General features: G+C 75.1%; 17 protein-coding genes. 9 read left to right on the forward strand and 8 right to left on the reverse strand.

Annotated features, from left to right (window positions below):
• Positions 1–455: 455 nt before the first annotated feature.
• Both ACI78U_RS19500 and ACI78U_RS19505 read right to left on the reverse strand, forming a co-directional pair.
• Positions 456–1,085, reverse strand: a complete 630-nt coding sequence (locus tag ACI78U_RS19500) for an alpha-ketoglutarate-dependent dioxygenase AlkB (protein WP_456877045.1) — start codon at positions 1,083–1,085, stop codon at positions 456–458.
• Positions 1,086–1,124: 39 nt separating this feature from the next.
• Positions 1,125–3,350, reverse strand: a complete 2,226-nt coding sequence (locus ACI78U_RS19505) for a RecQ family ATP-dependent DNA helicase (protein WP_456877046.1) — start codon at positions 3,348–3,350, stop codon at positions 1,125–1,127.
• Positions 3,351–3,425: 75 nt separating this feature from the next.
• Here ACI78U_RS19505 and ACI78U_RS19510 point away from each other — a divergent pair, with 75 nt between their 5' ends.
• Entirely contained in the window at positions 3,426–4,247 is an 822-nt protein-coding gene (locus ACI78U_RS19510; RefSeq protein WP_456877047.1) for a PHP domain-containing protein, read from the forward strand.
• Between the two features lie 6 nt (positions 4,248–4,253).
• On the opposite strand, the gene ACI78U_RS19515 is transcribed toward ACI78U_RS19510, so the two are convergent.
• Positions 4,254–4,694, reverse strand: a complete 441-nt coding sequence (locus ACI78U_RS19515; protein WP_456877048.1) for a hypothetical protein — start codon at positions 4,692–4,694, stop codon at positions 4,254–4,256.
• 125 nt (positions 4,695–4,819) lie between these two features.
• On the opposite strand from ACI78U_RS19515, the gene ACI78U_RS19520 reads away from it, so the two are divergent.
• From ACI78U_RS19520 to ACI78U_RS19530, 3 genes are all read left to right on the forward strand, one after another.
• Positions 4,820–5,818 carry a carbamate kinase gene (locus ACI78U_RS19520; RefSeq protein WP_456877049.1) on the forward strand — a complete coding sequence of 333 codons (999 nt, stop codon included), beginning with the start codon at positions 4,820–4,822 and terminating at the stop codon, positions 5,816–5,818.
• A gap of 14 nt (positions 5,819–5,832) precedes the next feature.
• Entirely contained in the window at positions 5,833–6,936 is a 1,104-nt protein-coding gene (gene bar, locus ACI78U_RS19525) for a barbiturase (RefSeq protein ID WP_456877050.1), read from the forward strand.
• Positions 6,937–7,077: 141 nt separating this feature from the next.
• Positions 7,078–8,148, forward strand: coding sequence for a PP2C family protein-serine/threonine phosphatase (locus tag ACI78U_RS19530; RefSeq protein ID WP_456877051.1), 1,071 nt, complete (start codon positions 7,078–7,080; stop codon positions 8,146–8,148).
• Here ACI78U_RS19530 and ACI78U_RS19535 read toward each other — a convergent pair.
• From ACI78U_RS19535 to ACI78U_RS19545, 3 genes are all read right to left on the reverse strand, one after another.
• Positions 8,145–8,705 (reverse strand): RNA 2'-phosphotransferase, encoded by a 561-nt coding sequence (locus tag ACI78U_RS19535; protein WP_456877052.1) that lies wholly within the window; start codon positions 8,703–8,705, stop codon positions 8,145–8,147. The two genes, ACI78U_RS19530 and ACI78U_RS19535, sit on opposite strands and share 4 nt — an antisense overlap.
• A 131-nt stretch (positions 8,706–8,836) precedes the next feature.
• Positions 8,837–10,255, reverse strand: coding sequence for a DUF1116 domain-containing protein (locus ACI78U_RS19540; RefSeq protein WP_456877053.1), 1,419 nt, complete (start codon positions 10,253–10,255; stop codon positions 8,837–8,839).
• Complete coding sequence (locus tag ACI78U_RS19545) at positions 10,252–11,751, reverse strand: FdrA family protein (protein ID WP_456877054.1); 1,500 nt, start codon at positions 11,749–11,751, stop codon at positions 10,252–10,254. Before ACI78U_RS19545 ends, ACI78U_RS19540 begins: the two co-directional genes overlap by 4 nt.
• Positions 11,752–11,934: 183 nt before the next feature.
• Between ACI78U_RS19545 and ACI78U_RS19550 the strand changes: the two genes are divergently transcribed.
• The 5 genes from ACI78U_RS19550 to ACI78U_RS19570 are packed head-to-tail and all read left to right on the forward strand — an operon-like array spanning position 11,935 to position 17,986.
• The gene (locus tag ACI78U_RS19550; protein WP_456877055.1) at positions 11,935–13,449 is read left to right on the forward strand and encodes a uracil-xanthine permease family protein; all 1,515 of its coding nucleotides are present in this window, start codon (positions 11,935–11,937) and stop codon (positions 13,447–13,449) included.
• Positions 13,446–14,333, forward strand: a complete 888-nt coding sequence (locus ACI78U_RS19555) for an FAD binding domain-containing protein (RefSeq protein ID WP_456877056.1) — start codon at positions 13,446–13,448, stop codon at positions 14,331–14,333. The genes ACI78U_RS19550 and ACI78U_RS19555 overlap by 4 nt, the downstream gene beginning before the upstream one ends.
• Entirely contained in the window at positions 14,330–14,851 is a 522-nt protein-coding gene (locus tag ACI78U_RS19560; protein ID WP_456877057.1) for a (2Fe-2S)-binding protein, read from the forward strand. Before ACI78U_RS19555 ends, ACI78U_RS19560 begins: the two co-directional genes overlap by 4 nt.
• A gap of 40 nt (positions 14,852–14,891) precedes the next feature.
• Positions 14,892–17,306 carry an aerobic carbon-monoxide dehydrogenase large subunit gene (gene cutA, locus ACI78U_RS19565; RefSeq protein ID WP_456877058.1) on the forward strand — a complete coding sequence of 805 codons (2,415 nt, stop codon included), beginning with the start codon at positions 14,892–14,894 and terminating at the stop codon, positions 17,304–17,306.
• Entirely contained in the window at positions 17,303–17,986 is a 684-nt protein-coding gene (locus ACI78U_RS19570; RefSeq protein WP_456877059.1) for an SRPBCC family protein, read from the forward strand. The genes cutA and ACI78U_RS19570 overlap by 4 nt, the downstream gene beginning before the upstream one ends.
• Positions 17,987–18,021: 35 nt before the next feature.
• On the opposite strand, the gene ACI78U_RS19575 is transcribed toward ACI78U_RS19570, so the two are convergent.
• Both ACI78U_RS19575 and ACI78U_RS19580 read right to left on the reverse strand, forming a co-directional pair.
• A complete protein-coding gene (locus ACI78U_RS19575) occupies positions 18,022–19,338 on the reverse strand; it encodes a right-handed parallel beta-helix repeat-containing protein (protein ID WP_456877060.1) in 1,317 nt (438 codons plus the stop codon).
• Between the two features lie 317 nt (positions 19,339–19,655).
• Positions 19,656–20,303, reverse strand: a complete 648-nt coding sequence (locus ACI78U_RS19580) for a response regulator transcription factor (RefSeq protein ID WP_456877061.1) — start codon at positions 20,301–20,303, stop codon at positions 19,656–19,658.
• Positions 20,304–20,455 lie beyond the last annotated feature (152 nt).

Raw genomic sequence — 20,455 nt, forward strand, 5'->3', positions numbered from 1 at the left:
ACCTGACAGATCTCGATGTCATCAACCAAAGGAACCCACGACCCGACCGGACAACCGACCAGGCCACGGGGATGTGTTACTTGGCACTGACTTTCGGCACGCTGTTGAGTTCTCAAGGAACGGACGCGTTCGTACTCCGGCCTTTTCGGCCTTCGTTCGAGGCGGTGTCCTCACTGTACACCCGCTCCGCAGCAGTCGGGCCTCGGGGGCCTTTCCGGCGGTTGACCAGGCTGGCGGCCCGGTCCGTTCTCGCGTGGTGCAGGGAGAACCATACACGCCCTCGGAGGGGTCGTGCACGGGGGTCCCCCTGTCCGTGTCGGGCCCGTGGGTCCGGCGTCGGACGTGGGGTGCAACGGCCTCCGCGGCCGGACCATTCCCACGTCCACTCCGGTGCCCGATGAGCCGTCGCGGACGTGGGGTGCAACGGCGGGTGGGTCCAGCGCATTCCCACCGGGTCAGGCGACGCCGGCCGGGCGGAACTGGACGCTGACCCGCGGCCCGACGGGCCGGGTGGTCTTCGGGATGCAGTGCTCCCACGTGCGCTGGCAGGAGCCGCCCATCACGACGAGGTCGCCGTGACCGAGCGGGAAGCGGAGGGTCTCGCCGCCACCGACCGGGCGGAGCAGCAGCGGTCGTGGGGAGCCGAAGGAGACGATCGCCACGAGCGTGTCCTGCGTGCGGCTACGCCCCAGGCGGTCGCCGTGCCAGGCCACGCTGTCCCGGCCGTCCCGGTACAGGCACATGCCGGAAGTGACGAAGGGCTCGCCGAGCTCGGCCGCGTAGTGCGCGTCGAGGGCGGTGCGGGCATCGGTGAGCAGCGCGTGCGGCAGGACCTCGTCGCGTCCGTACCAGCGCAGCAGCCGCGGGACGGCGACCTCGCGGTCGTACATCTGCCGCCGGTCGGCTCGCCAGCCGATGTCGCCGAGCAGGACCTCGAGGACCTCGTCGGACCCCGTCACCCAGCCCGGCAGGTGGTCGACCCAGGCGCCGGTGCTGAGCACCTGGCGCCGGACGCGGCCGGCCAGCGGGGTGAGCGCCGCCTCCCCGGCGACGTCGAACATCGACGGCTGGTGCGCGAGCGACATGCCAGGAGACTACGCCCGATCGAACGTGTGTACGACCCCTCAGGCCGTCAGCGCGAGGGCGAACGGCAGCACCCGGGAGGCGCCGGCCAGCCGCAGCTCGCGGCCGGCCACGGTCATCGTCCAGCGCGAGTCGGCGAGGTCGTCGACCAGCAGCACCGGCACGGGGCCGAGCTCGTCGAGGCGGGCCCGGAGCTCCGGGCCGACGACGACGCGCTGCCACACCCCGGCGAGCCGGAAGGCGCTGTTCCCGCCCGGCCCTCCGGTGGGGCCGCCGTGCGCCAGCGACAGCTCCCCCAGGTAGGGCAGCCGGCCCAGCCGCGCCAGGCCCTGGGCAACGCCGGTCACCAGCCGCGGCCGGCGGCGGGAGGGGACGGCGACCACGGCGGCGGGCCGCTCGGCCCAGTCCCACGCGCCGAGCACCCGGGCGCAGGCGCGCAGCAGGTCGTCGTCCGGCGGGACGTCGGTGACCGAGCGCTGCACCGGCACGTCGAAGGCGGCGTCGGGGTCCTCCTCGAGGCCGGGCGCCTCCACGTCGAGGGTCACCGTGCCACCGACGCCGTCGTCCCCGAGCAGGGTGCGCAGCCGCTGACCCCAGCCGAGGTCGGTGAGACGGGCGACGGCCCGGCCCGGGTCGAGGAGCTCGCCCGCGGCGATCTTCCCCTTGACCGTCACGCCGAGCCGGTCGGCGCCGGTGGGCCACTGGGCGCGCGGGGCGAGCTCGACGCCCGGGCGGTCGAGCGCGGCCGACGCCGCCTCGGCCGCACCCTCGGGGACGTCGGTGGGGTACCAGGCGCCGGCGCAGACGTCGCACCGGCCGCACGGCGCGGCGGTCGGGTCGTCGAGCGCCTCCTGGAGGAAGGCCATCCGGCACCGCGCCTCGTCGACCGGCTTCGCGTAGGCGATCATCGCCCGCTGCTCGGCCTCGCGGGTGCGGGCGACGCGGGCGTAGCGGTCGGCGTCGTAGACCCACGGCCGCCCGGTGGACCGCCAGCCGCCCTGCACCCGCTCCACCGCGCCGTCGACGGCGAGCACCTTGAGCAGCAGCTCGAGCCGGGAGCGGCGGACGTCGGCCACCGTCTCCAGCCGGGCCACCGACCACGCCTTGCCGTCGGCCATCGCGGAGAGGACGGCGGCGGCGTGGTCCTCGCGCGGCATCGACGAGGTGGCGAACCACTGCCAGATGGCGAGGTCCTCGGGGCCGGGCAGCAGCAGGACGTCGGCGGAGTCGACGGCGCGGCCGGCGCGGCCCACCTGCTGGTAGTAGCTGACCGGCGACGACGGCGCGCCGAGGTGGACGACGAAGCCGAGGTCGGGCTTGTCGAAGCCCATGCCCAGCGCCGAGGTGGCCACCAGCGCCTTGACCCGGTTCTCCCGCAGCGCCTCCTCGGCCTCCTTGCGGTCGGCGTCGTCGAGGCGGCCGGTGTAGGCCCGGACGTCGTGCCCGGCGTCGCGCAGCAGCGACGCCGTCTCCTCGGCGGCGGCGACGGTGAGGGTGTAGACGATGCCGCTGCCCGGCAGGTCGCCCAGGTGCGCGGCAAGCCAGGCCAGCCGGGCGCGGTCGGTGGGCAGCCGCAGCACGCCCAGGCGCAGCGAGTCGCGGGCCAGCGGGCCGCGGACCGTGCTCACGCCGACCCCGCCGGCGCCCAACTGCTCGGCGACGTCGGCCACCACGCGCTCGTTCGCCGTCGCCGTCGTCGCCAGCACCGGCGTGCCGGCCGGGAGGGTGCCCAGCAGGTCGCGGATGCGGCGGTAGTCGGGGCGGAAGTCGTGGCCCCAGTCGGAGACGCAGTGCGCCTCGTCGACCACGAGCAGGCCGCAGCGCGCGACCAGGCCGGGCAGCTGCTCCTCGCGGAACCGCGGGTTGGTCAGCCGCTCCGGGGAGACGAGCAGGACGTCGACGTCGTCGGCGGCCAGGGCCGCCGCGACGTCGTCCCACTCGGTGGCGTTGGCGCTGGAGATCTCGACGGCGCGGATGCCGGCACGGGCCGCGGCGGCCACCTGGTCGCGCATCAGCGCGAGCAGCGGGCTGACCAGCAGGGTGGGGCCGGCGCCGCGGCGCCGCAGCAGTGCCGTGGAGACGAAGTAGACCGCCGACTTGCCCCAGCCGGTGCGCTGCACCACCAGCGCCCGCTCGGACCGCTCGACCAGCGCGGCGACGGCGGCGTCCTGCCCCTCGCGGAAGACCGCGTCGGGCCGGCCGGTCAGCTCGCGGAGGACCCCGAGGGCCTCGGTGGCGAGGTCGGAGGCAGGCGCGGCGGTGCTCATGGGTCCCGACAGTAGGTGCGTCCCCCGACAGCGGGCCCGTCCGTGCGGGACCTGGGGACGGCGGGCAGGATGGGGATGATGCGACCACCGGACAACCACGTGCACACCGGGTGGTCGTGGGACACCCCGAGCTCGGTGACCATGGCCCGCGCCTGCGAGCAGGCCATCGCCCAGGGCCTGCCGGCGATCGCCTTCACCGAGCACCTCGACTTCACCGTGTGGGGTCCCGACGACCGGGCCACCACGCTGGGCCTGGTCGACCGGCACGCCTCGCGGCACCAGCCGATCGACAGCGAGGGCTACTGGGCCGAGCTCACCGAGGTGCGCGAGCGGTTCCCCGAGCTGCGCATCTGGTCGGGCGTCGAGGCCGGCGAGCCGCACCTGTTCGAGTCGAGCGTGGCCGCGCACCTCGACGGCGCGCCGGTGGACCGGGTCCTCGGCTCGCTGCACTCCCTCCACGACGGCGACCGGCTCTACGGCGTCGGCCAGCTGCTCTACCAGGACGCCGACGGCACGATGCGCCGCTACCTCGCCGAGGTCGTCGACATGGTGGAGAGCAGCGACGTCTTCCAGGTGCTCGCCCACGTCGACTTCCCCCGGCGGTACTGGCCCGGCGGCTCCCACCGCTACGTGGAGAAGGACTACGAGGAGGAGTACCGGGCGGTGTTCCGCGCCCTCGCCGGCACCGGTCGGGCGCTGGAGGTCAACACCAGCAGCCCGCTGGCCTCGGCCGACCAGGTGCGCTGGTTCCGGGAGGAGGGCGGCGAGGCGGTGAGCTTCGGCAGCGACGCCCACCAGCCCGGCGCGGTCGGGCAGCGCTTCGACCTCGCCGTCGACGTCGTCGAGGCGGCCGGGTTCCGGCCGGGCCGCGACCGCTTCGACTTCTGGCGCCGCTGACGTCGCTCAGCCGGCCACCCGGTCGAGGGCGTCGCGCCACGTGCGCCGCAGGCCGGACGGGGCGATCAGGCGCTGGGCCAGCAGCACGGCACGGCCGCGCAGACCCCGGCCGCCGGAGTGGTGCATGACGACGTCGACGTGGCTGCCGCCGCCGTCCCGCGGGGTGATCCGGACGTCGCCGGTGCCGCGGTCGCAGTGGTCGCTGTCCAGCAGGGTCCACGTGACGCGGTCCGGGTCCGGCCACTCGTAGCGCAGCAGCACCCAGAACGGGACGCCCGCGCTGCCCTCGCGGACGACGGCCCAGCCCTCCCCCTTCTCGCGGACCTCGTACTTCGCCGGGTCCAGGGTCTTCGACCACACCTCGAGGCGGCGGTCACCGACGTCGGTGAACGCCTCACGGACCTGGACGGGGGTGGCCCGGGTGTCGAAGCCGAAGTGGACCCGCATCGCCGTCTCCCTCCGGGCGGCCCCCGTGCCCGCCCGGATGATGCACCCGGCGGAGGGCGGCCGGTCGGGAAGTCCTCCCGGTCAGGTACTTCACCGCTAAGAGAGACGCCGCTAGGGTCGCCGGGGTGACCACCCGCCGCGCCGTGATCGCCCTGGGCGGCAACGCGATGACCGGACCCGACGGCGCGGCCACGGCCGCCGCCCAGCGAGCCGCCCTCGCCGTCGCCGCGGACGCGATCGCCGAGGTCGTCGCGGCCGGCGTCGAGGTGGTCCTCACCCACGGCAACGGCCCGCAGGTGGGCAACCTGCTGGTCAAGAACGAGATGGCGGCGGGCGTCGTCCCGCCGGTCCCGCTCGACTGGTGTGTCGCCCAGACCCAGGCGACCGTCGGCTTCACCCTCGCCGACGAGCTCGACGCCGCGCTGGCCGCCCGCGGGCTGGACCGCCGCACGGCCGCCCTGGTCACCCGCACGCTCGTCGACGCCGACGACCCGAACTTCGCCACGCCGTCCAAGCCGGTCGGCCGCCACCTCCCCGCCGAGGAGGCCGCCCGCTTCGTCGCGCTCGGCCAGCTGTGGGAGGACCGCGGCCCGCGCGGGTGGCGGCGCGTGGTCGCCTCGCCCGAGCCCCGGTCGGTGGTCGACGCCCCGGCCATCGCCGCGCTGGTCGCCGCCGGGTTCGTCGTCGTCTGCGCCGGTGGCGGCGGGGTGCCGGTGGTCGCGGGCCAGCCGATGCGCGGCGTCGAGGCGGTCATCGACAAGGACCTCACGGCCGCGCTGCTGGCCCGTGAGCTCGCGGCCGACACCCTCGTCGTCGCCACCGACGTCCCCAACGTCGTGCTGGGCTTCGGGACCGGGTCGCCGTCGCCGCTGGGCCGGGTCACCCCCGCCGAGCTCCGCGGGCACGCCGCGGCCGGGGAGTTCGGCCGCGGCAGCATGGGCCCGAAGGTCGAGGCCGCGCTGCGTTTCGTCGAGGGAGGCGGCGAGCGCGCCGTCATCACCTCGCTGGAGAACATCGCCGGCGCCGTCACCGGCGACGCCGTCGGCACCGTGTTGCAGGAGGACCCTGCTGCCCCCCACCGCTCGCAGGCTCGCGGCGGGCCCCTGCAGCAGGGCCACGTGTGAGAGAAGAGGAAGACGTGCCCGCACCGATCGAGGTCCGCAAGGTCCCGCTGCACAACGTCAGCGACGCCAGCGAGCTGGCGAAGCTCATCGACGACGGCGTCATGGAGGCCGACCGGGTCGTCGCGGTCATCGGCAAGACCGAGGGCAACGGCGGCGTCAACGACTACACCCGGATCATCGCCGACCGGGCGTTCCGTGAGGTGCTGCTGGAGAAGGGGACGCGCAGCAAGGAGGAGGTCGCGCAGATCCCGATCGTGTGGTCCGGCGGCACCGACGGCGTCATCAGCCCGCACGCGACCGTCTTCGCCACGCTGCCCGAGGACGCCGTCGAGAAGACCGACGAGCCGCGGCTGACCGTGGGCTACGCGATGAGCGAGCAGATCCTGCCCGAGGACATCGGCCGGGTCGCGATGATCGAGAAGGTCGCCGAGGGGGTGCGGAAGGCCATGGCCGCGGCCGGGATCGACGACCCCGCCGACGTCCACTACGTGCAGACCAAGACCCCGCTGCTGACCATCGACACGATCCGCGACGCGAAGAGCCGCGGGGAGTCGGTGTGGACCGAGCACACCCACGAGTCGATGGACCTGTCCAACGCCACGACGGCGCTGGGCATCGCCGTCGCCCTCCGCGAGATCGGGATGCCGCGCGACGAGGACGTCATGCACGACCTGTCGCTGTTCTCCTCGGTGGCCTCCTGCTCGTCGGGTGTCGAGCTCGACCGGGCGCAGATCGTCGTCGTCGGCAACGCCCGCGGGCACGGCGGTCGCTACCGGATCGGCCACTCGGTCATGGAGGACGCGCTCGACCAGGACGGCATCTGGGAGGCCATCCGCTCGGCCGGGCTGGAGCTGCCCGAGCGGCCGCACCACACCGACCTCGGCGGCCGGCTGGTCAACGTGTTCCTCAAGTGCGAGGCGGACCCGAGCGGCATGGTCCGCGACCGGCGCAACGCGATGCTCGACGACTCCGACGTGCACTGGCACCGACAGATCAAGGCCACCGTCGGCGGCGTGACCGCGGCGGTCACCGGCGACCCCGCGGTGTTCGTGTCGGTGGCCGCGGTGCACCAGGGCCCCTCCGGCGGCGGCCCGGTCGCGGCGATCGTGGAGGCCTGACCCCCCGGGCGCGTCGCCGGCCCTCGCCGGCGACGCGCCCGCCGACGTCCGGTGACGGGCAGCGGTCCGGTGTGCGCCAGCACTCGTCTACGTTGGGCGCCCGGGCGCGGCTGCCGGGAGCCCGCGGGACGAGGGGGCGCAGTGGGCGGACGCGTCCGGGCACACGGGCTGCCCCTGGTGTTCCTGCTCGGCCCGGCCGTGCTCGACCTCGCCCTGGGCAGGAACCAGGTCCTCCTGGGCCTGGTCGCCGCCTCTCCCCTGGTGGCGGCCACCCTGACCGGACGGCGGTCGACCGCGGCCTACGGCGCCGCGGCGCTGCTGACCGCGGCGCTGCTGGGCGTCTACGACCGGCAGTACACCGACGAGGCGCTGCCCGCCCAGGTCGTCCGGCTGGTCGTCGTGGCCGTCGCGGGCGCGGTGGCCGTCGGCGCCTGCACCCTGCGCGTGCACCGTGAGTCCGAGCTCGCCCGGGTGAGCGCCGAGGCGGCCGCGGCGCGGGCGTCGCTGGAGCTCGGGGAGACCCTGCAACGGCACCTGCTCGGCCCGCCTCCGGTGGTCCCCTCCCTGGAGTCCGCGGTGCGTTACGTGCCGGCGCTGCGCCAGACCCGGGTCGGCGGGGACTGGTACGACGCCTTCCCCGCGGCCGGCGGCACCGTCCTGGTGATCGGCGACGTCGCCGGCCACGACCCCCGGGCCGCGGCCGCCATGGCCGAGGTCCGGGGGATGCTGCGCGCGGTCGCCGTCGACGCGTCGTCCCCGGCGCGGGCCCTGGAGGCGCTGGACCGGGTGATGGCGCACCTGGCGGCACCGGCCCTGGCCACCGTCGCGGTCGCCGTGGTCCGTCCCACCGGCGACGGCGGGACGCTGCGCTGGTCCAACGCCGGCCACCCGCCGCCGGCGCTGGTGGCCGCGGACGGGTCGGTCCGGCTGCTCGCCGGCACCCCCGAGCCGCTGCTCGGCGTGGCGCCCGGGACACCCCGCACCGACGCCGACCTGCCGCTCCGCCGCGGGGACACGCTGCTCCTCTACACCGACGGCCTCGTCGAGCGGCGCGGCGGCACCCTCGACGAGGGCGACGCCTGGCTCGTCGGGGAGCTCGGCCGGCGCGCGGGCGACCCGCTCGGCGAGCTGTGCGACCGGCTGCTGGCCGCGGCCGCCACGGCCGGCCGTCACGACGACGTCGCACTGCTCGCCGTCCGGGTCCCGGGCTAGAGGACGCCCAGGTACCGCGGCGGGACGGCGTCGACCAGCCACACCCCGTTGGCCGAGCGGGTGAACACCGCCCCGGCCGCGGCCAGCCCGGCGGCGTCGACCCGCAGGACGGCGGCGCGGCCGCGGCGCTCCCCCACCGCGCGGGCGGTGACCTCGTCGGGGCTCAGGTGCACCGCGTGCCGCCGGCCCGGGCGCAGCCCCTCGGCGAGGATCGCGGGCAGGTTGCGCACCGCGGTGCCGTGGAAGAGGACGTCGGGCGGGGCCTCGGCGGTGTACCCGAGCGCGACCGGCACGCTGTGACCCTGGCTGGCGCGGATCCGGGTGCCGGTCGGGTCGACCGCGAAGCGCCGCTCGTCGTTGCGCCCGACGACGTGGTCGAGGTCCTCCCGGGTCAGTGGCATCCCGTGCGCGGCGAGCGCGGCCAGCAGCGTGTCGACGTCGACCCAGCCGGCGTCGTCGAGGACCAGCCCCACGCTGTCGGGCCGGTGCCGGAGCACGTAGGACAGCCGCTTGCTGACCCGGACGACGTCGTCGCGCCCGGGACCGATCCTGCCCACGCGAGGAGCCTGCGGCCCGGCCCGGCCGGGCGCCACCCGTCGTGCCCGCAGCGGCGCGAGATCGGCGGTCTCGTGGCGATCAGGCGCCGATGGCCACGACAGCGCCGATCTCGCGGGAGGAGCCGAGCGGGTCAGGCCGCCGCGGGCGCGGTCCGGGCCTCCTGCGCCAGCGCGGCCAGCGCCCCCTCGAAGCACTCCCGCGGCGGCTGGACCAGACCCGCGCCGACCTGACCGGTGCCGGCCACCCGCCCGGCCATGCCGGTGTTGATCTGCGGCAGCCACCCGGTGCGGGCCACGGCGAGGACGTCGATGCCCGTGGGGGCGCCACGGAAGCCGAGGATCGGGATGGCCATGGCCGGGTTCTCGGCGAGGGTGAGCTGGTACATGCGCTCGGTGGTGGCCAGCGCGTCGGGGACCGTGCCGCCGACGAACCGCACGATCGCCGGCGCCGCGGCCATCGAGAACCCGCCGACGCCGTAGGTCTCCATGATCGCGGAGTCGCCGATGTCGGGGTTGGCGTCCTCGGGGCCGTAGTCGCCGAGGAACAGGCCCACCGGCGTCTGCGCGGGCCCGGTGAACCAGCGGTCGCCGGTGCCGGCGGTCTGCACGCCGAACTCGGTGCCGTTGCGGGCCATCACCGTCACCAGCGTCGAGCCCGGGACGTCGCGGGCGGCGTCCATGGCCAGCTTCGCCGTCGGCATGCCGAGGTTGAGGAAGAAGTGCTCGTTGCCGCCGATGAAGCGCAGCGCGGCGGCGACGTCGTCGGACGGCGCGTCGAGCGCGACCAGCGCCGGGGACAGCTCGCGCAGGGTCATCAGCGAGCCGGCGCGGTTGCGGTTGTGCCCCTCGTCGCCCATCTGGAGCATCTGCGCGAGCACGGCCTTGGCGTCGAGCGGCTCGGTCATCGACCGCACCGCCCGGGCCAGCAGCGGGCCGAGGACGTCGCGCATCCAGGCCAGCCGGGTGAGCACCTCCTCGCCGAAGGCGCCCATCCGCAGCACCTTGCCCAGGCCCTCGTTGAGGTTGCAGTACGCGCGGCCGCCGTTGACCGGGTCCTCGAGGCACCACGTCCACATCGACGGCGAGGTCACCCCGGCCATCGGGCCGACGGCGGAGTGGTGGTGGCAGGGGTCGAGGGTCACGCCGCCGGAGGCGAGCAGCGCCTCGGCCTCCTGCACCGTCGAGGCCCAGCCCTCGAACAGGCAGGCGCCGACCAGCGCCCCGCGCATCGGGCCCGACGCCGCCTCCCAGGTCAGCGGCGGGCCGGAGTGCAGCAGCACCCGCCCCTCGAGCCCGAGCACCTCGGCCGCCGGCCGGACGTCGACCAGCACCGAGCCCGCGGCCAGCACCCGCTCGACCGCCGTCCGGTTGGCCGCGGCGCGTCGGGGGTCGAGCGCCAGGGCGGCGAGGTCGGCCGGGTCACCGAGCGCCGGCGGCCGCCAGTCGACGTCGGCGACCTCCGTGCCCTGCGCGCGCAGCGCCCCGGAGAAGACGTCGACGCCGGCGGCGACGATGGACGGCGGCGCGGAGAGCAGGTCGGACAGGGTCATGACTGCGCTCCCAGCAGGTCGAGGGCGTACCGCGTGGCCGCGGCGTTGGAGGCGAAGACGGCGGCGCCGGCCGCTGCCAGGGCGTCGGCCTGCCGGCTCCAGCCCTGGGGGTCGGCCTCGGTGCCGACGAGCGCGACCACCACCGGCAGCCGCGCCCGGTCCCGGGCCGCGGCGAGGGCCGGCGCGAGGGCCGCCGCCGGGTCGGGGTCGGCGCCGTACCCGAGGACGACGTCGAGCAGCAGCACCGCCGGCTCGCCGGACCCGGCCAGCCGGGCGATCGCCTCCAGCCGCAACGTGGGGTCGATCATCGGGTGGGCGCGGCCGACGGTCAGCGCGTCGTCGCCGAAGTCGACGACCACGTGCCCGGTGGCGGACAGGTCCGTGCCGAGGTCGAGCTCGGGCCGCAGCGGGGTGTTGGAGCGGACGTCGCCCAGTACCGGCGCCGCCAGCAGCATCGCCTCGTCGGCGAGCGTGCCGCCGGAGTAGAACCCCTTCAGGACGGCGCCGGCCGGCGCCGCCTCGTCCGGCCCGGGGCGGGACGGCCACGCCGGCACCTCGCGCCCCATGTCGGCCAGCAGCGCCTCGACGGCGGCGGTGAGGTCAGGGGTCTCCGGCGACAACGCGGCCGACCGCACCGGCGTCGCCAGCCCCGCGGCGGCGCGCTCCACGGCCTCGGCCACCGACGGCGCCGGCGGCTTGGAGACGACGAGCACCCGCTCCGTGGCGGGGTCGGCGTCGAGCGCGGCCAGCGCGTCGAGGGTGGCCAGCCCGCCGACGGCCTCGGACAGGTCGCGCCCGCCGACGCCGATCACGTGCGAGACGCCGACGCCTGCCGCGTCGAGCAGGCAGGACACCTGCTGCGCGCCGGTGCCCGATGCCGCGACCACGCCCACCGGACCGGGGCGGACGACGTTGGCGAAGCCCAGGGCGACGCCGGAGACGATCGCGGTGCCGCAGTCGGGCCCCATGACCAGGACGCCGGCCTCGTGCGCGGCGCGCTTGAGCGCGACCTCCTGCTCGACCGGGACGCCGTCGGAGAAGACCAGCACGCTGCGCCCGGCGGCGATCGCGTCGGCGGCCTCGAGCGCCGCGTACTGCCCCGGGACGCTGACGATCGCGAGGGCGGGCGCGCCGGGGGCGAGGTCGTCGAGGCCGGCACCGATGGTGCGGGCGGGCTGGGCGTCGGCGGTGGCCCGGGAGCGCTCGCGCTCGGCCAGCGCGGCGTCCACGGCGCTCACCGCGGCGGCCAGGGCGTCGTCGTCGACGGCCCGGACGGCGATGAGCAGCTGGTCGGGCGAGGGGGTCTGCTCGGGGGCCAGACCCATGCCGGCGGCGAGTTCGACGTTGAGCGGGGTGGCCATGGCCACGAGGACGGCGGTGACGCCGTCGCGCGCGCCGACGTCCCGGCTGACCTGCATCAACCGCACGGAGTCGGCGTACACGCCACTGCGCAGGGAGACGTGCCGGACACCCTCGGCAGGGTCGGGAGCGCTCACCCTCCGAACCGTACCGGGAGGGTTCCTCAGCGGTGAGGTATCGGCTCGGCAACGATCTTGTTGCACCCGGAACATTTAGCGCTGAGGCACTTCCGTCGCTGTGAGACGCGTGACACTGTGACGGCCTCCCGGGGGTGCCGACACCTCCCGGCTGCGTCGGATGGGCACGTCGAGGAGGTCCCCATGGCGTTCGGTTGGAAGCTCTACGGAGACGGGAAGACGCCACCGCTGGGTGAGGCCGTCGCTCCCGACGAGCGGCTGTCGTGGCCGCGCACCATCGGCATCGGCGCGCAGCACGTGGTCGCGATGTTCGGGGCGACCTTCGTCTTCCCGATCGTCATGGGGCTCGACCCCAACCTCGCGATCATGATGAGCGGGATCGCGACGATCATCTTCCTGCTCATCGTGAACGGGAAGGTGCCGAGCTACCTGGGCACCAGCGCCTCGTTCGTCGGCGGCGTCGTCGCCGTCCGGGCGCAGGGCGGTGACTCCAGCGACGTCGTCGGCGCGATCCTGGTCTCCGGCGTCGTGCTGGCGCTGGTCGGCGTCCTCATCCACTTCGCCGGTGTCCGGTTCCTGCACGCGATCCTGCCGCCGGCGGTGACCGGCGCGGTCGTGCTCCTCATCGGCTTCAACCTGGCCCCCGTGGTGGCCGGCATCTACTGGCCCCAGGACCAGTGGGTGGCGCTGGCCACGATGTCCTTCGTCATCGTCGCCTCGCTGCTGCTGCGCGGCTTCTGGGCCCGCATCTCCATCCTGCTCGGCCTGGTCTTCGGCTACCTGCTGTCGGTCCTGCTCGACGCGACGGCCGGCCAGATCACCTCGCCCGACGGCACCGGCGAGGTCGTCACCCGCGACCGGATCAACTTCGACACCGTCGGCCAGGCCGACTGGTTCGGCCTCCCCGACTTCACCGCGCCGAGCTTCTCGCTGAACTTCAGCCTGCTGGTGCTCCCGGCCGTCATCGCCCTGGTCGCGGAGAACGCCGGGCACGTCAAGGCGGTCGCCGAGATGACGAAGCGCGACCTCGACCCCTACATGGGCCGCGCCATCGCCGCCGACGGTGTCGCCACCGTCGTGGCCTCCTCGGTCGGCGGCTCGCCCACGACCACCTACGCCGAGAACATCGGCGTCATGGCCGCCACCCGCGTCTACTCGACGGCGGCCTACTACGTGGCGGCCCTGGTGGCGATCCTGCTCGGCCTGTGCCCGAAGTTCGGCGCCCTGATCAACATCATCCCGGGCGGCGTCCTGGGCGGGATCACCGTCGTGCTCTACGGGATGATCGGCCTGCTGGGCGCGAAGATCTGGAAGGAGAACCGCGTCGACTTCGCCAACCCGATCAACCTGGTGCCGCTCGCCGCGGGCATCATCATCGCCATCGGCAACGTGAACCTGCAGATCACCGACACCTTCTCGCTGGGCGGGATCGCCCTGGGCACCATCGTGGCGGTGCTGGGCTGGCACGTGGCCCGCGCCCTGGCGCCGGCGGAGATGCGCGCGGCGCTGCTGGCCGAGCAGGAGTACGCCGGCGGCACCGGCCCGGCGCTGGGCCACGCCGGAGCGCACGACTACGGCCACTCCGGGCGCGGGCGGCACGAGTACAGCCCCGACCCGTCGTCGGTCGACCAGGTCGGCCGGCCCGGCGTCGACACCCGTCCCGGCACCGACACCCGTAAGGGGACGCTCGACAGGTGAAACCGGCTCCCTTCCGCTACGCCGACCCCCGGTCCCTCGAGGAGGCGCTCGACGTCCTCGCCGCCGAACCCGGCGCCAAGGTCCTCGCCGGCGGGCAGTCCCTGCTCCCGCTGCTGGCGATGCGGCTCTCGGCCCCGGCCACGCTCGTGGACATCAACCGGGTGCCCGGCCTCGACACCGTCGAGGTCACCGGGGACGGCGTGCGGGTGGGAGCCCTGGTCCGGCACAACGGCCTCCTCCGCGACAGCCCCGACGCGACCGCCGCCGCCCGGGTCCAGCCGCTGCTGGCCCGGGCGACGGCGAACGTCGCCCACCCCGCGATCCGCAACCGCGGGACGACGGTCGGCTCGATCGCGCACGCCGACCCCTCGGGCGAGATGACCTCCGTGCTGGCGCTCACCGGCGGCTCGGTGACGGTGGCGACGCCGGAGGGCCGGTCCACCGTCGGCTGGCAGGACCTCTTCGTCGGGCCGCTGGAGACCTCGCTCGCCGGCCCGGCCGTCGTCGTCGATGCCTTCTTCCCCGCCCTCCCGGAGCGCTCCGGGACCGCCTTCGCCGAGATCTCCCGGCGCAAGGGCGACTACGCGGTCTGCGGGGCGGGCGTCGTCGTCACCCTCGACGCCGACCGCCGGGTCGCCGCCGTGCGGGCGTCCTACCTGTCCGTGGGGCTGGTGCCCGAGGTGCACGACCTCACCGAGGCCGTGGCCGGCAAGCCGGTCGACAGCGCCGACTGGGCCGCCGCCGGCGCGCTGGCCCGCACGCTGGTCGACCCCGACGGCGACATCCACGCCAGCGCCGACTACCGGCGGCTGCTGGTCGGGGTCCTGACCGAGCGGACACTGGCGCAGGCAGCAGCCGAGGCCGTGCAGAGGAGCGCAGCATGACCACCCCCGTCGACACCGAGCGGACGGTCGCCGTCACCGTCAACGGCGTCCTGCGCGAGGCCACCGTGCCCGTGCGCCGGGTGCTGTCGGACCTGCTGCGCGACGACCTGCGGCTGACCGGCACGCACGTCGGCTGCGCGCACGGCGTCTGCGGGTCGTGCACCGTGCTGGTCGACGGCGACCCCGTGCGCTCCTGCCTCGTGCTCGCCGTCCAGGTCGACGGCGCCGAGGTCACCACCGTGGAGGGGCTGGCCCGCGAGGACGGCGAGGGCGGGCAGGTGCTGCACCCGGTGCAGGAGGCCTTCCGCGAGTGCCACGCCCTGCAGTGCGGCTTCTGCACCCCGGGCTTCCTGGTGACCATCGCGGCCGGCCTGGAGGCGCGGGACGCGGCCGCGGAGATCACCGACGAGGAGGTCGACGAGCTCGTCGGCGGCAACCTCTGCCGGTGCACCGGCTACGCCAACATCCGCAGGGCCGTCCGGCACGCGGCCGCCGCGATGCGGGAGGACGCCCGGTGAGTGCCTCTGTAGCGCTGATGGCACCCCGGGGAGCTGCCGCGTGACCACCAAGCTGTTCGGCGAGCCGGTCCGCCGGCGCGAGGACGCCCGGCTGATCACCGGACGGGGCCGGTACCTCGACGACATCGGCGCCGGCGCCCTGGCCGCCGCCTTCGTGCGCAGCCCGCACGCGCACGCGCGGATCACCGACGTCGACGTCGAGGCCGCCCTCGACATCGAGGGCCTGGTCGCCATCTACACCTACGAGGACCTCACCGGCCCGATGGCCGAGCCGCTGCCGGTGCTCATCCCGCACCCGCAGCTGCACGCCCCGCGCACCGGGTACGCCCTGGCCAACGACGTGGTCCACCACGTCGGCGAGCCCGTCGTCATGGTCGTGGCCACCGACCGCTACGTGGCCGAGGACGCCGCCGAGCGGATCGTGGTCAGCTACGAGGAGCTGCCGGTCGTCGTCGGGGTCGACGCCGCCCGCGAGGCCCGGGCCGCCGTCCACGAGGACGTCCCCGACAACGTCGCCGCCCGGCACCACCAGGAGACCGGCGACGTCGAGCCGGCGCTCGCCGCCGCGCCGCACACGCTCTCCTTCACGCAGTACATCGAGCGCAGCGCCTGCATGCCGCTGGAGGGCAAGGGCGTGCACGCCCGCTGGGACCCCGACGACGGCAGCCTGCGGGTGCACTCGAGCACCCAGGCCTCGACGTCGGTGCGCGCGGCGATCGCGGCGAAGCTCGAGCTGTCGCTGGACCGCGTCGAGGTGGTCGCGCCCGACGTCGGCGGCGGCTTCGGCGTCAAGATCGTGCACCCGTGGCCCGAGGAGCTGCTGGTGCCGATGGCGGCCATCCGGCTCGGCCGCGAGGTCAAGTGGGCCGAGGACCGGCGCGAGCACTTCGTCTCCAGCGCGCACGAGCGGCAGCAGCGGCAGGAGGTCACCGTCGGCTTCGACGACGACGGCCGGATCACCGCCCTCGACGTGCACATCTGGCACGACAACGGCGCCTACACGCCCTACGGGATCATCGTGCCGATCGTCACGGCGACCCAGCTGGTGGGCCCCTACGTCATCCCCGTCTACCGGGTGGTCGTCGAGAGCGTCTACACCAACACCGTCATCGTCACGCCCTACCGCGGCGCCGGGCGGCCGCAGGGCTGCTTCGCGATGGAGCGGACGATGGACCGCATCGCCGACGCGCTCGGCCTCGACCGCGCCGAGGTCCGCCGTCGCAACCTGATCACCCCCGACCAGTTCCCCTACGACCACCGGCTGACGTTCCAGGACGGCCGCCCGGTCATCTACGACTCCGGTGACTACCCCGGCCTGCTGGACAAGCTGGTCGCGCTCGTCGGCTGGGACGAGGCCGCGGCGCTGCGGGCCGACGCGCGGGCCCGCGGCAAGCTCCTCGGCGTCGGCATGGCGCTCTACGTCGAGGGCACCGGCCCCGGCCCCTACGAGGGCGGGCACGTGCAGGTGCTCGGCAGCGGCAAGGTGCTCGTGTCCACCGGGCTCACCTCGCAGGGCCAGGGGCACGAGACGGTGTTCGCCCAGATCGTCGCCTCCGAGCTCGGCGTGCCCATCGAGGACGTCGAGGTGCACACCGGCGACACCCGCCGCTTCGGCTACGCCGTCGGCACCTTCGCCTCCCGGGCCGCGGTGATGAGCGGCAACGCCGTCGCCCTGGCCGCCCGCGGCGTGCGGGAGAAGGCGATCCGGATCGCCGCCGACGTCCTGGAGGCCAACCCGGAGGACCTCGAGATCGACGACGGCCAGGTGCAGGTCAGGGGGACGCCGGGGGCGTCGATCCCGCTGCGCACTGTGGCGGTGCTGTCCAACCCGCTGCGCTACGCCTTCGACGAGGCGGCCAAGCAGGCCACCCAGTTCGCCGTCCAGGGGTCCGACGACAAGCCGCCGGTCGCCCCCGGGGACGCCCCCGGCCTCGAGCACCGCGACTACTACTCCCCCATCCGCTCGACGTTCGCCTCGGGCGCGCACGCCGCCGTGGTCGAGATCGACCCGCAGACCTGGGAGATCGACGTCGTCCGGTACGCCGTGGTGCACGACTGCGGCAACGTCGTCAACCCGATGATCGTCGAGGGCCAGGTGCACGGCGGCGTGGCCCAGGGCGTGGGCGGGGCGCTGTACGAGCGGATGGCCTACGACGGCGACGGGCAGCTGCAGAACGCGTCGTTCATGGACTTCCTCATGCCCTACGCCTCCGAGGTGCCCGACATCGCGGTCGACCACCAGGAGACGCCCTCCCCGCTCAACCCGCTGGGCATCAAGGGCGCCGGCGAGGCCGGGGTCATCCCCGGGACGGCGGCGATCGCCTCGGCGATCGAGGACGCGGTGGGCCGGCGGATCACCGCGATGCCGATCTCCCCCACCGAGCTGTACGACCTGATGCGAGACGAGACGGCGGAGCGCACGGCTGCGTCGCGGACGACGGGAGCCCCTGCGTGAACCTCGACGGCTCGGCGGTGCTGCACGGCACGCCCGAGGAGATCTGGACGGTCATCACCGACCCCGCGGTGCTCGCGCGGACGATCCCCGGCTGCGAGTCGCTGCAGCGGACCGGCGAGGACGAGTACCGCATGGACGTCTCGGTGGGGGTCGGCGCGATCCGCGGCACCTACGCCGGCGAGGTGCGGCTCACCGACCAGCAGCGGCCCTCGTCCTACGTCATGCACGCCTCGGGCGCCGGCGCGCCGGGCAACGTGCGCGCGACGGTCACCATCGGCCTCGAGCCCACCGACGAGGGGACGACGCTCACCTGGTCCGCCGACGCCGTCGTGGGCGGACCGGTCGCCGGGGTGGGCCAGCGGATGATCACCGGCGTCGCGAAGCGGATGGCCGGGCAGTTCTTCGCCGCGATCGACCAGGAACTGATCTCCGGTGCACCGGTCGAGGCCGCGCCCGCCGCGGCCCGCGCCTCGTCGGCCGCCGTCAGCTCGACCGAGGCGCCCACGGCCGTTCCCGCGGGAACGCCGTCCGCGCCAGAGCCGCAGGTGTTCCGCGGTGCGAGGGCCCCGGCCGGCGCGCCGTCGTCGGACCTGCAGACCCTCGCCGTCGGCGCGCTCGGCGGCGCGGGGCTCACGCTGCTCGGCGTCCTGGTCGGCTGGCTGCTCGGCCGCCGCCGCTAGCGGGAACCAGCGCCCACCGGGGGCGGAGAGTGCGGTCAATCGGCCGGGTACGGCGGCGCGCCGCAGATGTCCGCCGGGAGGCTGGCATCGCAGCGGTTGCCCGCGGAGGTCAGGTCCGGACCGGCGGCCAGCAGGGGCGGGATCGAGCCGTCGCTGACGAACACGTCCCTCTCCACCACCCGGCCCGGTCGCACGATGACGTGGTTGTCCCCGAAGGCGTTGCCGACGATCCGGATGTCGTCCACGAGGCCCGCGCTCGCGCCCTCCGGTGCGTCGGGCGCCGGGAGCGAGAGCAGCGTCAGACCGCCCGCCGGGTTGGTGGGCACCGGCACGCTCTCGGGCAGCGTCACCGTGTTGTCCGTCACGACGTTGCCCGTGATGCTCACGTCATCGGCGTTGACCACCTGCACGCCGACGCCGGAGACGTGCTCGTCCTCGTCGCGGCCCTGCCGGCAGTACCGGTCGTTGTCCGTCGCCCGGTTGCCGCTGAGGTGGAACCCACCGCTCGGGACGTCCCGCCCGTCGTCGGGCACCTGGGTGACGACGTCGTCGAACAGCAGGAGCCCGATGCAGTTGCCGGTCAGGGTGTTCCCGGACACGTGTCCGCCACGGGCCTCCCGGAGGTGGATGCCGAGGTCGTATCCCTCGACGTAGTTGCCGGAGACGTTCGCGGCGGCCGCCGCGGAGTCCTCGATCCCGATGCCGGCGGTGCCCGAGTCCGGCCGGCTCGCGGTGCCGCGGTCGAGGCCGACCTCGATGTTGCCGGTGAACCGCACGTTCGTGGAGTCCAGGGCGAGGATCCCGTACCCGTCGTGCGCGTGACCCACCGTGTCGGACACCGAGAACCCGTCGGCGCCCCAGGCGGTGATCCCGCTGGCGGGGTGGTTGCGGGTCATGACACCGGAGACCCGCACCGGGCCGTCGGGGTCGAGGAAGAACAGGGCCGACACGTCGTCGGCCAGCGTGTCCGGGTCGTCCTCGCCGTCGACGCGCTCCTGGGCCGCCCAGCACACCGATGACCTGGCCGGCGCCGGCGGCAGGTCCTCGGGGGTGTCCCACCCGGGCCACACGATCTTCGTCGCGGCAGCGCCGGCACCCCGGATGGTCAGGCCCTTCCCCTCGATGCAGACGGCCTCTGCATAGGTGCCGGGCGCCAGCCGGATCGTGTCCCCGGAGTCCGCTGCGTCCACGGCGTCCTGGATGGACTGGCCCGGCCTGACGTCCCAGGTCCGGCCTCCGCCTCCCTGCGCCGACGCCGCCCCCGGCGCGGCGGCCACCAGCAGCGTGCCGGCCCCGGCCACGGCGAGGGCACGCCGCACCCGAGGGTGGCGCGTGGTCGGTGCTCGGTCCACGACACCGCCTCTCTGGATGCGGCGTCCCGGACGGTGGTGGGGGAGCGCCGACTCGGGGGGACCTGACAGTCGCCCGGTGACGCAGGTCACCCTCCCGGTGCACCCGGCGGCGTCCAACCGGACACGGGTATGAACCTGCCTCCACCCGAGGTCGTGGTACCGGTCCGGGACCGTCCAGGCGCGACCCGCGAACCGGCTGCCGACCCCTCGCCGGGCGCGCCCCTCGGTCGCCGGTCGCGCGCCCCGGGTCGGACCCGTCCCACCCGGAGCGCCGGGACCGCCGTGGCCGGGCACCCGTTGCGGACGGCGGTCCGGCGTCAGACCGCGGGTGACCGGTCGCGGTTCACCAGGATGGCCAGCTGGGTCCGGCTGCGGACCCCGAGCCGTCGCATGGAGGCGGTCAGGTGGCTCTTGACCGTCGCCAGGCTGAGGAACAGCCGGCGGGCGATCTCCTCGTTGCTGAGGCCCTGCGCCACCAGCTCGGCGACGTCGCGCTGCCGGTCGGTGAGCCGGTCGAGGACGCGCTCGGGACCCTGCGCCGGCGCCGTGGGGTCGGCCAGGTAGCGGACCAGGTGGCTGGTGGCCGAGGAGTCGATGGCCGGCTCGTGCCGGGACAGAGCGCGCACGGCCTCGACCAGCCGGGCGGCGCAGGAGCGCCGGGGGAGATAGCCCCGGACGCCGGCACGCAGCACCTCGACCAGCTCGGCGCCGGGGTCCTCCCGCCGCTCGGCGAGCACCAGCACCGACGCCCCCAGGTGGCAGAGGTCCCGCAGCAGCGGCAGCGTGGCGCCCTGGACGAGACCCTGCCGCGCGACCACCACCTGCACCGGGACGTCCGCGGCGACGCTCAGCGCCCCGGGCAGGTGCTCGGTCTCCGCGACGACGGCCATGTCGGGCTCGGCCTCGAGGACCACGCGCAGGCCCAGCCGGAAGACCTCCTGGTCCTCGCAGAGCAGGATCCGCACCAGGCTGGACGGTGGCCGAGCGAGCACGGGCCGGACCGGCCGGGGGACCGCTCGGGCCCGCGGAGGACCCGCGTGCCCGGGCGCGGTCGCGCCAGGACCGTTCGGACGGTGCAGCCGCGGGCCCGGGAGCCCCCCTCTGCTCGGGAGGTCAT

The organism is Geodermatophilus sp. SYSU D00710, from assembly GCF_054050195.1.

Coding starts and splice junctions, on each gene's coding strand:
- ACI78U_RS19500 (WP_456877045.1), bottom strand. CDS start 1,085: ATGTCGCTCGCGCACCAGCCGTCGATGTTCGACGTCGCCGGGGAGGCG.
- ACI78U_RS19505 (WP_456877046.1), bottom strand. CDS start 3,350: ATGAGCACCGCCGCGCCTGCCTCCGACCTCGCCACCGAGGCCCTCGGG.
- ACI78U_RS19510 (WP_456877047.1), top strand. CDS start 3,426: ATGATGCGACCACCGGACAACCACGTGCACACCGGGTGGTCGTGGGAC.
- ACI78U_RS19515 (WP_456877048.1), bottom strand. CDS start 4,694: ATGCGGGTCCACTTCGGCTTCGACACCCGGGCCACCCCCGTCCAGGTC.
- ACI78U_RS19540 (WP_456877053.1), bottom strand. CDS start 10,255: ATGACCCTGTCCGACCTGCTCTCCGCGCCGCCGTCCATCGTCGCCGCC.
- ACI78U_RS19550 (WP_456877055.1), top strand. CDS start 11,935: ATGGCGTTCGGTTGGAAGCTCTACGGAGACGGGAAGACGCCACCGCTG.
- ACI78U_RS19560 (WP_456877057.1), top strand. CDS start 14,330: ATGACCACCCCCGTCGACACCGAGCGGACGGTCGCCGTCACCGTCAAC.